Origin of the sequence: uncultured Plantibacter sp. (assembly GCF_963518075.1) — a bacterium.
Classification (GTDB): domain Bacteria; phylum Actinomycetota; class Actinomycetes; order Actinomycetales; family Microbacteriaceae; genus Plantibacter; species Plantibacter flavus_A.
Map to the genome: position 1 here is coordinate 71,578 of NZ_CAUQHZ010000003.1, position 16,267 is coordinate 87,844.

The 16,267-nt window shown below is 70.1% G+C and carries 13 protein-coding genes; 4 read left to right on the top strand and 9 right to left on the bottom strand.

What is annotated here, in order from left to right; genetic code table 11:
* Positions 1-143: 143 nt before the first annotated feature.
* Both RWN05_RS05570 and RWN05_RS05575 read right to left on the bottom strand, forming a co-directional pair.
* Positions 144-665: a DUF501 domain-containing protein gene (locus RWN05_RS05570; RefSeq protein ID WP_064296467.1), complete on the bottom strand. Its 522-nt coding sequence runs from the start codon at positions 663-665 to the stop codon at positions 144-146.
* A gap of 38 nt (positions 666-703) precedes the next feature.
* Positions 704-1,153, bottom strand: coding sequence for a septum formation initiator family protein (locus tag RWN05_RS05575; RefSeq protein ID WP_071261252.1), 450 nt, complete (start codon positions 1,151-1,153; stop codon positions 704-706).
* Between the two features lie 31 nt (positions 1,154-1,184).
* Between RWN05_RS05575 and RWN05_RS05580 the strand changes: the two genes are divergently transcribed.
* Positions 1,185-1,547 carry a hypothetical protein gene (locus RWN05_RS05580; protein WP_314138882.1) on the top strand — a complete coding sequence of 121 codons (363 nt, stop codon included), beginning with the start codon at positions 1,185-1,187 and terminating at the stop codon, positions 1,545-1,547.
* On the opposite strand, the gene eno is transcribed toward RWN05_RS05580, so the two are convergent.
* From eno to mfd, 7 genes are all read right to left on the bottom strand, one after another.
* Positions 1,537-2,817: a phosphopyruvate hydratase gene (gene eno / locus RWN05_RS05585; protein ID WP_314138884.1), complete on the bottom strand. Its 1,281-nt coding sequence runs from the start codon at positions 2,815-2,817 to the stop codon at positions 1,537-1,539. The genes RWN05_RS05580 and eno overlap by 11 nt on opposite strands.
* A gap of 116 nt (positions 2,818-2,933) precedes the next feature.
* On the bottom strand, positions 2,934-3,923 hold the full coding sequence (locus tag RWN05_RS05590) for an endonuclease/exonuclease/phosphatase family protein (protein WP_314138885.1): 990 nt from the start codon (positions 3,921-3,923) through the stop codon (positions 2,934-2,936).
* A 151-nt stretch (positions 3,924-4,074) separates the two neighbouring features.
* Positions 4,075-5,382 carry a histidine--tRNA ligase gene (gene hisS, locus RWN05_RS05595; RefSeq protein ID WP_314138887.1) on the bottom strand — a complete coding sequence of 436 codons (1,308 nt, stop codon included), beginning with the start codon at positions 5,380-5,382 and terminating at the stop codon, positions 4,075-4,077.
* A gap of 59 nt (positions 5,383-5,441) precedes the next feature.
* Positions 5,442-6,110 carry a MazG family protein gene (locus tag RWN05_RS05600; protein WP_314138889.1) on the bottom strand — a complete coding sequence of 223 codons (669 nt, stop codon included), beginning with the start codon at positions 6,108-6,110 and terminating at the stop codon, positions 5,442-5,444.
* Complete coding sequence (locus RWN05_RS05605) at positions 6,107-7,558, bottom strand: aldehyde dehydrogenase family protein (protein ID WP_314138890.1); 1,452 nt, start codon at positions 7,556-7,558, stop codon at positions 6,107-6,109. Before RWN05_RS05605 ends, RWN05_RS05600 begins: the two co-directional genes overlap by 4 nt.
* 77 nt (positions 7,559-7,635) lie before the next feature.
* A complete protein-coding gene (locus RWN05_RS05610) occupies positions 7,636-8,580 on the bottom strand; it encodes an alpha/beta hydrolase (protein WP_314138892.1) in 945 nt (314 codons plus the stop codon).
* 86 nt (positions 8,581-8,666) lie between these two features.
* Positions 8,667-12,278 (bottom strand): transcription-repair coupling factor, encoded by a 3,612-nt coding sequence (gene mfd / locus RWN05_RS05615; RefSeq protein WP_314138894.1) that lies wholly within the window; start codon positions 12,276-12,278, stop codon positions 8,667-8,669.
* Positions 12,279-12,402: 124 nt separating this feature from the next.
* Here mfd and folP point away from each other — a divergent pair, with 124 nt between their 5' ends.
* From folP to RWN05_RS05630, 3 genes are all read left to right on the top strand, one after another.
* The gene (gene folP, locus RWN05_RS05620; protein WP_314138895.1) at positions 12,403-13,335 is read left to right on the top strand and encodes a dihydropteroate synthase; all 933 of its coding nucleotides are present in this window, start codon (positions 12,403-12,405) and stop codon (positions 13,333-13,335) included.
* A 22-nt stretch (positions 13,336-13,357) separates the two neighbouring features.
* Entirely contained in the window at positions 13,358-14,110 is a 753-nt protein-coding gene (locus RWN05_RS05625) for a pyrimidine reductase family protein (RefSeq protein ID WP_079001997.1), read from the top strand.
* Between the two features lie 112 nt (positions 14,111-14,222).
* Positions 14,223-16,265, top strand: coding sequence for an Ig-like domain-containing protein (locus tag RWN05_RS05630; RefSeq protein ID WP_314138897.1), 2,043 nt, complete (start codon positions 14,223-14,225; stop codon positions 16,263-16,265).
* Positions 16,266-16,267: the final 2 nt, after the last annotated feature.

A 16,267-nucleotide genomic window follows, 5' to 3' on the forward strand; every position in this document is an offset into this window, starting at 1 on the left:
GAGCGCCTGCGTCCCCACGAGCAGAAACGCCAGGAGCATCGCCGACAGCGCCGACAGCGCACCTCGGAGGCCGCACGGACGACGACGGTCTCCGCGTCGCGGTCCGTCACTCCCCCACAGGCGACCCCCGTCGCGTGCGGGGCCTATCCCTGCCCCGCCTGGCCGTCCGCGCATGCGCACACCTCGGGGCTCCAGCTCGCGCGGTCGAGCGCGAGGTCGCCGATGGGGTTGACGCCCGGACCAGCCGCAAGGGCGTGGCCGACGAGCGCGTGGAGGCACTTGACCCGCACCGGCATGCCGCCGGCGGAGATCCCGTCGATCTCGGCGACCTCGGCGATGGAGGTGCGGTCGGCGAGGTAGGCCGTGTGCGCGGTGGCGTAGGCAGCGCGGACCGCTTCGTCCTCGGCCAGGAGCTCGTTGTACTCGTTCATCACCTGGGTCGCCTCGAGCGAGGAGACCGCGGCCGTGGCGGCCGGGTGGGTCAGGTAGTAGAACGTGGGGAACGGCGTGCCGTCGGCCAGGCGAGGAGCGGTGGAGACGACCGTCGGGGCGCCGCAGACACAGCGCGCCGCGATGCCGACCACGTTCCGCGCCGGGCGTCCCAGTTGCGCCGACACGATCTCGACGTCGCGCTCGGAGACTGGGCCGAAGGGAGGGGTGCTCATGGTTCCATTATCGCCGGGTTCACCACTGCGTCCGGACGTCAGCCGCCGGCGGGAGGCGTCGTCTGCGTGGGAGCAGGGGGCTCGGTCGCGACCGGGGCCGGCGAGTAGCCGGTGGCGACGAGCGAGGACAGCAGCCCGTCGAGCCAGTCGGACTGCGAGTCGACGAGCGTGTCGCTCACGGGTGTCTCCGTGGTGGGCAACGAGGCCGGGTCGACGTCGTTGATGATGATGTAGCTGACCTCGCCGGGTAGAGCGTAGAACAGGCGGTCGCGCGCCTGGGTCATGACGTAGCTCTGGTCGTTCCAGCGCTCGCGTTCGGCCTGCTGCGCGTCCACCTGCTTCTGGGTGTCGGCGACACCGGCCTCCAGCGCGGCGATCTGCTGCCGCTGCTCGAGGAAGGTCTTGAGGTTCGGCGCGAGGACGACGACCCCGAGCACGAGGATCCCGAGGAGCAGGACGCTGAACCCGGACAGTCGCAGACTCCGCAACCAGCCACCGGCGTCCGACTGGCGTGCCGGGGTGGTCCGTGTCGAGCCGGTCCGCGAGCGCGGTGCCGAGGAACCGGCCGACGCGGATCGCGGTGCCTTCGTCGTCGACCGCGGGGCTGTGGCTGCGGAGCGTGCGGGCTTCGCGGTGGCTCCCGCCGGGCGCTTGGAGGACGAGGAGGAGCGCTTGGCGGAGGAATCCGCGGAGCTCGACCGGGGCCTCGACGAGCCGGAGGACGAGGAGGACGCTGCTCCGCTGCCGGACGGCGTGCGCTTCGACTCGCCGCCGGCCGGCATCGATGGCTTCTTCACAGGCGCCTCCCGCACACGACGAAGGCTCTCAGGGGTGCCGATCGGCACCCCTGAGAGCCTTCAGGTGACGATGCTTAGGCGGTGAACCGGGGGAAGGCGCTGCGGCCGGCGTAGACGGCTGCCTGGCCCAGCTCCTCTTCGATCCTCAGCAACTGATTGTACTTCGCGACCCGCTCGCTGCGCGCAGGCGCACCGGTCTTGATCTGGCCCGCGTTCGTCGCGACCGCGAGGTCGGCGATCGTGGTGTCCTCGGTCTCGCCGGAGCGGTGCGACAGGATCGTCGTGTAGCCGGAGCGCTGAGCGAGGGAGACCGCGTCGAGCGTCTCGGTGAGCGTCCCGATCTGGTTGACCTTGACGAGCAGCGAGTTCGCCGCACCCTTGGCGATGCCGTCGGCGAGACGCTTCGGGTTCGTGACGAACAGGTCGTCGCCGACGATCTGGACCTTGGAGCCGAGCTCGGGGGTGAGGTGGGCGTAGCCCGCCCAGTCGTCCTCGGCCAGTGGGTCCTCGATGGTGATGAGCGGGTAGTTCGCGACGAGGTCGGCGTAGTACGCGGTCATCTCGGTGCTGTCGAGCGCCTTGCCCTCGAACTGGTACGCGCCCTCCTTGTAGAACTCGCTGGACGCGACGTCGAGGCCGAGCGCGATGTCGGTTCCGACCGTGAAGCCGGCCTTTTCGATGGCCTCGACGATGAAGTCGAGGGCCGCACGGTTGTGCTCGAAGTCGGGGGCGAAGCCACCCTCGTCGCCGAGGCCGGTCGCGAAGCCCTTCGACTTCAGCAGGCCCTTGAGCGTGTGGTACGTCTCGGTGCCCCAGCGGAGCGCCTCACGGAAGCTCGGAGCGCCGATCGGGAGGATCATGAACTCCTGGATGTCGACGCCGGTGTCGGCGTGCGAGCCACCGTTGATGATGTTCATCATCGGGACCGGGAGGACGTGGGCGTTGGCGCCGCCGACGTAGCGGTAGAGCGACAGGTCTGCGGAGTCCGCAGCGGCACGGGCGACCGCGAGGCTCGCACCGAGGATCGCGTTCGCGCCCAGACGGCTCTTGTTCTCGGTGCCGTCGAGCTCGATCATGGTGTGGTCGACGAGGCGCTGGTCGTCCGCCTCGATGCCCTCGAGTGCCGGGCCGATCTCGTCGAGGACGGCGTCGACCGCCTTCTCGACACCCTTGCCGAGGTAACGCGCGGCATCGCCGTCACGCAGCTCGTACGCTTCGAACGCACCGGTCGATGCGCCGGACGGGACTGCCGCACGGCTGACCGTGCCGTCTTCCAGGAGCACCTCGACCTCGACGGTCGGGTTGCCTCGGGAGTCGAGAATTTCGCGAGCGCCTACTGCCTCGATGAGTGCCACTGATGTTCTCCTTGTGGGGATTGGGACGTGGGACGGGTACGACGGCCGCCCGCGCTCAGTCTAGTGACATCGGCTGAACGGGCGCAGAGCCGCGGATCGTCGCCCGAGGCGCGCGGTCAGCGGTCGAGCCGGAAGCTCGACACGATGCCGTGGTGGTCGCTGCCCTCGGCGTCGCCGACGGCGTTGTGGGTCGCGGTCATGCCGCGGACGAAGACGTGGTCGAGTCGCATGAGCGGTGTCCCGGCCGGCCAGGTGAGTCCGAAGCCTCCCTCGCTCTGGTTGGGCTCAGACACCTCGCTCTGGAGTGCGGCGAGCGCCCGGTCGGAGGCGGAGGCGTTGAAGTCGCCCATGACGACGATCCGATCACGGGTGTTCGCCGCGACGGTTTCGGCCAACTCCGCGAGCATCACGTCCCGTTCGGCGTGCGCACCCGGACGCGCGGAGTCGGCGTGGATCACGTAGACGCTCACGGCCCCGGACGGGGTGTCGACGACGGCGTTGATCGCCCGGTACCAGTCGAGGCCGAGCTTCAGCCCGACCGAGTCGGCGATCGGATAGCGGCTCCAGAGACCCACCGTCCCCGTGAGCACGGAGTACGGGTACTGCTCGCCGAGCGTCGCGGCGAGTGGTTCGCGGTCGTGGTCCTCGATCTCCTGGAGCGCGATGAGATCCGCACCACTCGCCTGGAGGGAACCCGCGATGACCGCAGGGTCGCCCTCCGGCCCGAGGTTCTGGCTGGCGACCGTGAGGGAGGCCTCGGCCGGGACCGCCGAGCGCCCGTCGCCCATGGGGACGACGCCGGGGCCGAACAGGAAGGCCCAGACGAGCGTCGGCGCGAGGAGACCGATGACGGCACCCGGCGTGCGGGCGACGAGGAGGACGAGGAAGAGCACCGGCAGCAGGACCCACGTCCACGGCAGGGCGTTGTCCCAGACGAGCCCGAGGCCGAGGATGTCGGGGACGAGGGCGTGGGCGGCCGTCAGCAGGGCGAGCGGGACACCGACGGCCAGCGCGAGCGTCGTCGCCCGGCGCCGCACGAGGCTCATCCGGCGGCGTGTGGGGCCGGTCGACTCCGGGGCGCGCTGCGGGCGCGCTGCAGGGGCCATGACGCTCATCGGGGGAACCAGTTCTTCGATCGGGGGCAGAGCGGTCGGATCGCTCGAGGGAGGCGATCCGGCCGAATGCTCCATCCTGCACCGACGAGCTGGGCAGCGGCTCGGAAGCGCGCCGAGGATCGGGAAGCGGGCGCGGGAATCGTCAGTCGAGCGATTTGAACTCGAGCGACTCGAGCGTCGAGTCGGCCGAGACGAACGCGAAGGCGCCGAAGCCGGCTGCCGACAAGCGGTCGAGGAGGGCCTTGAGGTTCTTCACGCGGGCTTCGAGGCGCACCCGACGCCCCTGGGCGACGAGCTTGGCCTTCAACGCGACCAGCGTCATCGGCGCCACGTCACGGTCGTGCACGAGCACGACGGCATCCGCGGCCGCTTCGGCGGGGAGCTCGATGAGGTCGACGATGCGCTCGAAGCCGATCGAGAATCCGACCGCCGGCACGTCCTGGCCGAGGAAACGCCCGATCATGCCGTCGTAGCGACCACCGCCGCCGAGCGAGTACCCGAGGTCGGGGTGCGCGATCTCGAAGATGGCGCCCGTGTAGTACCCCATGCCCCGCACCAGGAAGGGGTCGAACACCAGCGGGTTCGCGAAGGGGTCGGCCTGCTGACCCTGGAGGGAGGTCGCCGCGGCGACGCCCTTCCCGAGCGCGTCGAGCTCCGCGACGACGGCGTCATCGGCACCGAGCGGCAGCGCCTTGCGGATCGCCCGCTCGCCGAAGGTGTTGAACTCCATCGTCTGCGGACGGGAGAAGAAGGCCTCGAGTGCGTCGACGGCGGTGGCGTCGACGCCACGGTCGCGCAGTTCGGCGACCACGCCCTGCTGACCGATCTTGTCGAGCTTGTCGATCGTGATGAGCACCTGTGCGTGCTCGTCGGCGGGGAAGCCCAGCGATTCGAGCATCCCGATGAGGAGTCGGCGGTCGTTGATCCGCACGCTGCAGCCGGTGATGCCGAGCTCGGCGAGGGCCCCGAGGGTCGCGATGATGAGCTCGGTCTCCGCGAGGTTCGACGACTCTCCGATGATGTCGATGTCGCACTGCACGAACTGGCGGTACCGGCCCTGCTGCGGCCGTTCGCCGCGCCAGACCGGCGCGATCTGGATCGATCGGAACACCGGCGGGAGCTCGGCCCGGTGCGTCGCGTAGAACCGGGCGAGCGGCACGGTGAGGTCGAAGCGCAGGCCGAGGTCGGTGAGTTCGGTCTGGTTGTCCGCTGCGGCCACGATGGCCTCCGGGGTGAGCTTCCGCCGGAGGATGTTGAACGCCATCTTCTCGTTGTCGCCGCCGAGCCCGGAGTGCAGCCGCTCGTACTCCTCCACCACGGGCGTCTCGATCTCGTCGAAGCCATGCGCGGTGAAGACGCGACGGATGGTGCCCAGCGCGTGCTCCCGGCGGGCCTTGTCGGCGGGGAGGAAATCGCGCATGCCGCGCGGCGGGTTCACTGGAGCTGCCATGCCTCAATTCTGGCATGGCGGGGAACGGGCACCGTGAGCAGGCGCCCGGCGACCCTTGCTCAGTCGTCGGTCGGTGACGCCACCGGACGCTCGGCGTCCCGCACCCGCGCGCTCAACCGACGGACGGCACCCCGGAGCGCCCGTTCCGCGTCGAGCCCGTTCGCCCGTGCTGCAGCGACCACGGCGAGGAGCTGCTCCCCCAGAGCGTCCTCGTCGTCGACGACATCGGCGACGGCCATCGGTCCGACTCCGAGCGGCACGGCCCTGCCGAGCACCTTGTCGGCGAGGGCGAGCGACGGCATCCCCTGCGGGATCCCCTCGAGCGCGCTGCTGCGCTTCGCCTTCTCCTCGGCCTTCGCGGCGTTCCAGACGCGCACCACGTCCTCCGGGGTCGGCGCTGCTTCGTCGCCGAACACGTGCGGATGACGGTGGACCATCTTGCGGGTGACGGCCTCGGCGACGTCGTCGAAGTCGAACGGTGCATCGGCGTCACGGGATGCGATCTCCGCATGGAAGACGACCTGCCACAGCACGTCGCCGAGTTCCTCGACGAGTTCGTCGCGCGTCCCGGCCTCGACCGCTTCGACGAGCTCGTAGCTCTCCTCGATGAGGTACGGCACGAGCAAGTCGTGGTCGATGCCCTGCGTCCACACACAGCGGTCGCGGATCTGCCGCATGGCGTCGACGAGGCGCTCAGCGGAGGTGTCGCCGACGGGCTCGCTGCTCACCGACGGGCTCCCCACGGGCGGCTGCCGTCGGTGCTGCCGGTCTTCGAGATCAGTCGCGCGATCCGGTCGCGCGCTTCGGTGAAGGGCGGGTAGACGAGCGACAGCGTGTCCGGGGACAGCGGCTTGGAGAACACCGCCTTCGCGTGACTGAACGTGTCGAAGGAATGGCGACCATGATACGCGCCCATCCCGCTGGCCCCGACGCCGCCGAACGGCAGACCCGGCACGAGGAGGTGGGCGGCCGGCACGCCGAACGCCAACGCGCCGGAGGAGGTGTCGCGCGTGAACCGCCTCCGCGTGGCGCGGTCGTCGCTGAAGACGTAGAGCGCGAGCGGTTTCTCCCCCGCCCGGATGTGCGCGATGGCCTGTTCGAGCCCGGACACGTGGAGGATCGGCAGGATCGGACCGAAGATCTCCTCCTGCATGATCGACGCCGAAGTGTCGACGCCGTTCACGACCGTCGGGGCGATGTACCGCTCCGAGGCGTCGACCTCGCCGCCGAGGGCCGGTTCGAGACCGTCGAGCAGACCGCTGACCCGGTCGAAGTGCCTGTCGGAGATGATGCGGCCGTAGTCGGCACTGTCGGCGGGGTCCGGGCCGTAGAGGGCTGCGATCGCGTCGCGCAGGTACGGGACGAGCCGATCGGCGACCGACCGCGTCGCGAGCAGGTAGTCGGGGGCGACACAGGTCTGGCCGGCGTTCATGAGCTTGCCCCAGATGATCCGGCGGGCCGCATCCGCGAGGTCGACGGTGTCGTCGACGTACACCGGCGACTTCCCGCCGAGTTCCAGGGTGATCGGGGTCAGATGCTCCGCCGCGGCCCGGGCGACGACCTTGCCCACGGTGGCGCCACCCGTGTAGAAGATGTGGTCGAACCGCTCGGCGAGGAGGGCGGTGGCGACCTCCGCATCGCCCTCGACGACCGCGACGGCACGGTCGTCGAGGTACTCCGGGAGGAGGCGCGCGAGTGCGGCGCTCGTGGCGGGGGCGAGCTCGCTGGGCTTCAGCAGGACGGCGTCACCCGCGGCGAGCGCCCCGATGACGGGACCGATGCAGAGCTGGACCGGATAGTTCCACGGGCCGATGACGAGGACGACGCCGACCGGTTCCGCCACGACCGATGCCGACGCCGGGGCGAGGGTGAGTGGTACCGCGACGCGTCGGGGCCGCACCCAACGCTTCAGGTGCTTCAGCGTGTGGTCGATCTCGCCGACGAGGAGGCCGATCTCGGTGATCTGCGCCTCGGTACCGCTCTTGCCCAGGTCGGTCGCCAGCGCCCGCTCGAGCTCGCCGCCCCGTTCGAGGAGCAGTTGCTTCAGCGCACGGAGCTGGCGGAGCCGCCAAGCGACGGGCTTCGTGGTGCCGTGGTCGAAGGTCTGTCGGAGCCGGGCCACGGCGTCGGCCACGACCACCTTCGGCTCCTGCTTCGTCCGGATGCTGGTCGCCATGGGTTCCTCCGACTCGACGGGATCGTGGGCACCAGCATACGTCCGTCCGCAGACCGACGGCCTGGCCCGTCGACCGGCTACCCGACGCCCGGAGTCGCGAGGAAGCGGTCGACGTCCGCGGCGATCTCGCGGGACGTCGTGTGGTGCAGGTAGTGGTCGGCGTCGAGCGGCACGACCTCGCCTCGGTCGACGCTCGCGGCCTGCTCCTCATGGAGCGGCAGCCACCCCTCCACCGTCGGGTTGTCCCGCTGGGCGAAGAGCAGCACCGGGAGGTCCGTCGGGAAGGTCTTCCCCTTCGCCGCACGGAAGTTCGCACCGATGCGCGACATCTCGTCCGAGGACGTCGCACTCGAGGTGTTGCGGAGCGAGATCATCCCGAGCTGCTCACGCGTGTGCTGGTCGTACGGCGGATCGGGGTACGGGTCGCCCGACAGCGCCGTGACGACCCGGGTGATGCCGAGTGCCTTGGCCGCACGCAGGGCGTCGACCGGCAGCGCGGCGTCCATGCCCGGCTGGTCGGGCACGCTGCTGTCGACACCGACGAACGCCGTCACCTCGTCGCGGAACCGCTCGACATAGTCCAGCGCGTAGATCCCCGCGATGGAGTGCCCCATCAACACGTACCGGTCGATGCCCAGCCCGGCGACCGCCTCGCGGATCTCAGAGACGATGTTCTCGGTCGTTCTCGGCACGTCGGTCTGATCGCTGAGCCCGTAGCCGAAGGGCTCGACGACGACCACCCGGTACGACGACGAGAGCTCGCCGACGAGCGGCGAGAAGTCGAGCACGGGCGAACCGGTGCCGAAGCCGGGCAGGAGGACGATCGTCTGGTCGCCGTCTCCCGTCACCGACACGTTCATGCGTTTACCGTCGACCTCGACCCGCTGCCCGTACTCCTCGATGCGCGTGGCTTCAGCAGCCGATGCGGCGGTGTTGACGATGGTGGTCGTGAGGAGCCCGGCGAGCACGAGCGCTACGAGCGCCACGACCCCGGTGAGGACGATGCGGAGGAACATCTTCATCCCTCCACGCTAGGGATGGACGACGGCTGTCGGATCGGCCGCGGGTACCGACGCTGTCGTCCCGCGGGCCCATCTCCTGCTGCCCGCTAGGACGACGTCGAGCCCTCCGGCAGCGGGTAGATCGCGTTCAGGAACTGCTGCACCCAGGCGATGAGGTCGGTGTCGGCCAGCGGTTCGTCGCCGACGCGCGGCAACGGCACGATGACGGTGTTCGTCTGGGCCAGGTACTTCGCGCCGGGATACATGCGTCGCAACCGCGTCTGAATCGAGTCGGGGAGGTCGGCAGGGGTGACCCGCAGGTTCGGTCCGACGGCGATGAGGTCGCTGAGTCCCGAGCGCTGCGCACGCTGGCGGAGCCTCGAGACGGCGATGAGCGTGCTCACCTGCGCCGGCGGCTCGCCGTAGCGGTCGGTGAGTTCGTCGATCACGAGGTCGATCTGACCGTCCTTGGCCGCCGGCCCGGACGCGGCCGACAGCTTCTGGTAGGCCTCCAGTCGCAGCCGCTCGCTGTCGACGTACTCCTCGGGGATGTGTGCGTCGACGGGCAGTTCGAGCCGGAGCTCGGTCTGCCCCTCGGCGACGTCGCCGCGGAAGGTGGACACGGCCTCCCCGATCATGCGGAGATAGAGGTCGAAGCCGACGCCCGCGATGTGGCCGGCCTGCTCACCGCCGAGCATGTTGCCGGCGCCACGGATCTCGAGGTCCTTCAGGGCGACCTGCATGCCGCTGCCGAGCTCGTTGTTGGCCGCGATGGTCGAGAGCCGGTCGTGGGCGGTCTCGGAGAGCGGCTTGTGCTCGTCGTAGAGGAAGTAGGCGTAGGCGCGCTCACGACCTCGCCCGACACGACCCCGCAGCTGGTGCAGCTGGCTCAGGCCGTACTTGTCGGCGCGGTCGATGATGATCGTGTTGGCGTTCGAGATGTCGAGGCCGGTCTCGATGATCGTCGTGCAGACGAGGACGTCGAAGCGGCGCTCCCAGAAGTCGACCACGACCTGTTCGAGCGCGGCCTCTCCGAGCTGCCCGTGGGCGATGGCGATGCGTGCCTCGGGGACGAGCTCCGCGAGGTCCGCCGCGACCCGACTGATGGACGAGACCCGGTTGTGCACGAAGAAGATCTGGCCTTCGCGCAGGAGCTCGCGCCGGATCGCCGCACCGACCTGCTTGCCGTTGTACGGACCGACGAAGGACAGGATCGGGTGGCGGTCCTCCGGTGGCGTGGCGAGCGTGGACATCTCCCGGATGCCGGTGACCGCCATCTCGAGCGTGCGCGGGATCGGGGTCGCGCTCATGGCCAGGATGTCGACGTTCGTCTTCAACTTCTTGAGGGCGTCCTTGTGCTCGACACCGAACCGCTGCTCCTCGTCGATGATCACGAGACCGAGGTCCTTGAACTGCACCTTGTCCGTGAGGAGCCGATGCGTCCCGATGATGACGTCGACCGTGCCGTCGGCGAGTCCGGCGAGCGCCTCCCGCGCCTCCTTGTCGGACTGGAACCGGCTGAGCGGTCGCAGGTGTACCGGGAACCCGGCGAACCGCTCCTGGAAGGTCTCGAAGTGCTGTTTGACGAGCAACGTGGTCGGCACGAGCATCGCGACCTGTTTGCCGTCCTGGACGGCCTTGAACGCGGCACGGACGGCGACCTCGGTCTTCCCGAACCCCACGTCGCCGGAGAGGAGGCGGTCCATCGGGATCTCGCGCTCCATGTCGGCCTTGACCTCGTCGATGGTCTGCAGCTGGTCGGGGGTCTCCGCGAACGGGAACGCCTCCTCGAGCTCGCGCTGCCACGGGGTGTCGGGGCCGAAGGCGTGCCCCTTCGACGCCATGCGCGCCGAGTAGAGCTTGACCAGTTCGACGGCGATGTCGCGGACGGCCTTGCGCGCTTTACTCTTCGCCTGCGACCAATCGCTGCCGCCCATCTTGCTGAGCTGCGGAGCCTCGCCGCCCACGTAGCGGGTGAGCAGGTCGAGCTGGTCCGTGGGGACGAGCAGCTTGTCGCCCGGGTAGCCGCGCTTGGAGGGTGCGTACTCGAGGACGAGGTACTCGCGGGTGCTCTTCACCGGGTTGCGTCCGCCGCTCGAGACCTCGCGCTGGGTCATCTCGACGAACTTGCCGATGCCGTGGGTCTGGTGCACGACGAAGTCGCCGGACCGGAGCTGCATCGGGTCGACGACGTTCTTGCGTCGGGTGGCGAGCTTCTTGACCAGGCGCGAGTCGTACCCGGCGGTGCGTCCGTAGAACTCGGTCTCGCCGAGCAGCATGAGCTTCGACGTCTCGAGCTCGAAGCCGCCCTCGACGTCGGCCTGCAACAGGTAGGCGACGCCGGGCTCCGGGTCGGCCGGCAGCTCGTCGACCATGCGGGCGGCGATCTCGTGCTCGGCGAGGACGTCCGCCGCGCGCTCGACGAGACCGACCCCGCGGGCGGCGACGACGACCGTCCACCCTTCGCGGATGCGGTCGGCGACGTGTTCGATGGCACCTTCGACGTTGCCGTGGAAGCTCGGCACGGTGTCGCCGTCGACCGTGACGGTGAGGAGCTCGTCGAGTTCGAGGTGCTCCGGGAGCGTCTCGACGTCGGGGCCGGCGCGGAAGCCGCTGAACGTCCACCACGGGTGGTCGGGTGCCGGCTGGCCGGGAGCGCTGAAGGTGACGGACTCCTTCAGGGCGCCCAGCGAGATGAAGTCGCCGGAGGCGAGGTCGATCGGCGCGTTCGCACCGACGGTCGCGGCGCTCCATGCGGCGGCGAGGAACTCGCGGTTCGTCTCGGCGAGGCTGATCGACCGCGTGACGACGCGCTCCGGCGAGACGACGGCGACGGCCGCTCCATCCGGCAGGTAGTGGGTGATCGGGACGAGGCGGTCGACGAGGGCCGGGGAGAGCGACTCCATGCCCTCCACCGCGATGCCCTCCGCGATCTTCTCGAGGATCCCGGTGAGGCTCGGGAACTCGTGCTGCATCTCCGCGGCGCGCTGCCGGACGGCCGGGCTGAGGAGCAGTTCCCGAGACGGCGGCAGGCGGATCGCGTCGACCGGCTCGGGCAGCGATCGCTGGTCGGCGACCGAGAACGCCCGGATGCCGTCGACCTCGTCGCCGAAGAACTCGACCCGGTACGGGTGGTCGGCGACCGGCGGGAAGACGTCGAGGATGCCACCGCGCAGCGCGAACTCACCACGCCGCGACACCATGTCGACCCGGGTGTACGCGAGTTCGACGAGTCGCAGCGCGATCGCGGCGAGGTCGTGTCCGCGACCCCCCTGGACGAGTTCGATCGGAGCGGTCTCGGTGAGATTGTCGGCCACGGGCTGCAGCGCGGCGCGCACCGACGCGACGAGGAGGAACGGCCGCTCCCCCGTCCAGGCACCGAGCCGCCGCAGCGCCTCCAGGCGTCGGCCGACGATCTCGGCGCTCGGGCTGAGGCGCTCGTGCGGCAGGGTCTCCCAGGCCGGGAACTCGACGATCTCGGCCTCTGGCATGAGGTCGCTGAGCGCGGAGCGGAGCCGCTCGGAGTCACGGCCGGTCGCGGTGACGACGAGGGCCGCCTGGGCGGCACCCTGCCGACCGCGCTCGTCCATGAGCGACGCGAGGAGCGGTGCACGCAGCCCGTCGATCACGGAGAAGTCCGCGCTCTTGCCCGCGTACGCGAGGGCATCGTCGATCGTTGCGGCGCGCCGAAGCGCGTGAGTCAAACCCTGAAGCGTCACCGGGACAGCCTACGCCGAGCCACCGACACCCATGACCCCATCGCCCATCGGCCACCGCTGTCAATCGGCTGCGGACGACGCGTCACGCGGCATCCTCTCGCGCCGGACGCGTCATGATTGACCCATGACGAGCACGGAGCCCCGGTCAGACCGACACCCCGAACGGACCGGCGGCTTCCCGCTCCCCCCGATCCGCCAACCGATCCGCCGGATCGGAGCGCGGACGTTCGACTTCTCGAAGCAGGTCGCGGTCATGGCGATCATCAACCGCACCCCGGACTCCTTCTTCGACCAGGGCGCGACGTTCTCACTCGACCGAGCCGTCGACGCCGCCGTGACCGCCGCAGAGCAGGGCGCCGACTGGGTCGACATCGGCGGAGCCAAGTTCGCCCCCGGTCCGGAGATCCCCACCGCCGAGGAGATCGACCGCGTGCTCCCCGTCGTCGAGGCGCTCGCCGCACGGAGCGACGTCGTCATCTCCGTCGACACCTTCCGCCCCGAGGTGGCGGCGGCCTGCATCGCGGCGGGCGCCTCCGTCATCAACGACACCACGGGGATCCACGATCCGGCGCTCGCGGACGTCGTCGCAGCGAGCGAGGCCACCCTCGTCATCACGCACAGTCTCGCCAGGCCCAGGCAGCCGCATCCCCGTCCCCAGTACGACGACGTCGCCGGTGAGGTCGCCGCCTTCCTCGCAGCCCGCGTCGACCTCGCGCTCTCGCACGGCATCCCCGAGTCACGGCTCATCGTGGACCCCGGGCACGACCTCAACAAGAACACCGTGCAGACGCTCGAGCTCACGCGACGGTTCGACGAGATCGCCGCGCTCGGGCTGCCGACGCTCGCCGCCGTCTCGAACAAGGACTTCATCGGCGAGTCCCTCGATCGGCCGAAGTCGGAACGGCTCGAGGGTTCCCTGGTGTCCGCCGCGGCGTGCGTCCTCCTCGGTGCCCGCATCGTGCGGATGCACGCCGTGCCCGAGTCGATCGCGGCCGTGCGGATGACCGAGGCGATCCTCGGCTTCCGCGCACCGGTGGCGCCCGTCCACAACGTCTGATCCGGAACCCTCGAGGAGTCACATGAGCACCCCCAGCATCACGAGCCTGGTCCCCGCGCAGGACCGACCCCTGTCGGTCGACGAGCTCGTGGCGGCCTACACCGTCGAGGACCGCTCCGTCACGACCGTCCGCGTGAACTTCGTGACGAGCCTGGACGGTGGAGCGACCGTCGACGGGGTCTCCGGCGGGCTCGGTGGCCCTGCCGACAAGACCGTGTTCGACATCCTGCGTCGACTCGCCGATGTCGTGCTCGTCGGTGCCGGGACCGTGCGCGACGAGGGCTACGGTGCCATGCGGCTCGATGTCGACGCCGCGATGTGGCGCGACGACCACGACCTCCCCCTGCACCCGGTGTTCGCGATCGTGTCGGGCTCGCTCGACCTCGACCTGCGCTCGGAGGTCTTCACCCAGGCTCCGGTCAGGCCGCTCGTCGTGACGACCGACCGCGCCGACCCCGCGAAGCGCGCAGCACTCGAGGCGGTCGCCGACGTGGTCGCGTGCGGCGAGGAACACGTCGAACCGGCGCGAGTCGTCCAGGCACTCTCCGACCGTGGTCTGCGGCAGATCCTGTGCGAGGGTGGTCCGGCACTCTTCGGCTCGTTCATCGCCGCCGACGCCGTCGACGAACTCTGTCTGACGATCAGTCCGGCGCTCGTCGGCGGAGAGAGCGTCCGGGTCGCTGCGGGTCCCGCGTCCGAAGCACCGCGACCGATGCGGTTGCAGCACCTCCTGCGCGCGGACGAGCTGTTGATCTCGCGGTACGTACGCGCCTGAGCCGTCGGCGTCCGCTTCTTCGGGTATTCACCCCTCGACCGTCTGATATCTCAGCAGACCAGCACTGCTACGCTGGCGGCCTCCCCCATCCGATGATTTCTTGGGATGCTGCATGCGCGTTTCGACCAGCCCACTCCGTCCGATCCTGACCACGACGCTCGTGCTGGCAGTCGGATGGACCCTCTCGATGATCCAAACGGCCCCGGCCGGAGCGGCGGCCTCCGGGCCACCGACTGACGCAGCAGGGACTCCACGCGGTGAGGTCTTCCACGAGGACTTCGAACGCGCCCCCGACACCGGTACGCCCATGTCGATCCGCGATTACCTGGGCCATTCGGACCTGCGGTTCGACGCCGACGACTTCTGGACGGACCGAGCGGCATGCAACGGCTTCATCCTGTCCGCCTCGGTGACGGGCGCCGAGCCCGGCGACTGCCTCGATGCCGCGAGCGCCATGGCGAACGTCCGTGCCCTCGCCGGAGTGCTGGGCGTCCTCAACGGCACCGGTCCCGAAACCAACTCCGCCGTTGCGGCCTACACCCAGACGAACGGTCCAGACGGCGCGGTCGAACTGGAGACGACCACGCCGATCCCGCTTGCTACCGGCACCGGCCGCTTCCTGACCGCCTCCGTGAACGTCGCGTCCCTGAACTGCTCCGCAGCGGTGCCGACCGCACTGCAGCTGGCGCTGCGAACCTCCGACGGCGTCGAACACCCGGTGTCCGAGCAGGCGATCGATCCGTGCACGGACGACCGTGCCGAATCGTTCAGCCACGGCGGCGTCTCGGCTCGTGCCGGCCACTTCGCGGCCGACTCCTCCATCCTCATCGACGATGATTCGATCGGCGTCGTGATGCGAAACGGACGTGGCGGCGGATCGGGCAACGACCACGCCTTCGACGATCTGAGCATCATCGACGTGACCCCGACCCTCGATGTCGAGCTGTCGCAGGACACCGCCGTCGTCGGTGAGACGGTCCGTCTCCGCTTCATCGTGCACAACACCCCGGAACTCGCCGCGAAGGCCGGCTGGTCCGTGCGGACGGCCTTGCCCGGTGGACTCGCGGTCGCAGCCGATCCGCGAGTGATCACGAGCTGCACGGCAGAGGTGACCGCTCCTGGGGCCGGGGCCGACATCGCGGTCACGGGCGACCTCACGGCGGGCGAGGAGTCGTGCACGATCGAGGTCGACGTCACACCGGTCGCTCGCGGCTCGCTGACCGTCGCCGTGGAGGGTGACGCCGTCCGCGGGCTCGACCTCGGCTCGCAGCCGGCCCTGAGCGCCGTCGACCGGGTCGTGATCGAGAGCCCGGTATCCGGCGCCGTCGTGGAGTCCTCACGACCGACCTCCGCCGGAACGGGCGAGCCGGGCGCCGACATCGCCGTGCGCGACGGCGAGGGCCACACCCTGTGCGAGACCACCGTGGACCCGGCCGGCCGCTGGAGTTGCGCAAGCACCGAGGTCGTCGAGTCCGGCGAGGCGGTCGTCCGCGTGGAGCAGACCGCCGCGGGGCTCAGCAGCACGGACGAGACCACCTATCGCGTGCTCGTCCCCGCGCTGGCCGTGGAGGGCACCGTCCACCTCGAGATCCAGGGTGCCGACGGATCGTGGGTTCCGGTCGAGGGCGAGACCGTCACGACCGAGCCTGGTGACCGCTTGCGTGTCATCGCGACGGTCACCAACACCGGCGAGAACGCGCTGGGCGACATCACCCTCGCGGAGACGCCGGACACCCGCCTCACCTGCAGCAGCGAGTTCATCGAGCCCGGTACCTCGACGGTCTGCACCAGCGCCGAACCGTTCGTCCTGACGCCGGCCGCGCTCGACGAGGGCTCGTTCTCCCACACGTTCGAGGCGGTCCTGACCGGGTATTCGCGCGCGTCGGACCTCGCCCCCACCGGGTCGGTGACGTCCGCCGACACCGGTCGCCTACCGCTCCCGGACGAACCCCGTGTCTCGACGGGGGCGCTCCACACCTCGCTCGGCGTCGTCTGGGGGCTCGCTCCACTCGAACCGCAGGCGCCGTTGGCCCGCACGGGAGCCGAGATCCCGCTCTCCGCCGCACTGCTCATCAGCGGGCTGCTCCTGGTGGGCGCGATGCTCGTCGGCGCTGGCACGAGTCAGGGCCGACGCCACCGCTCACCGCTCAGCTGAGC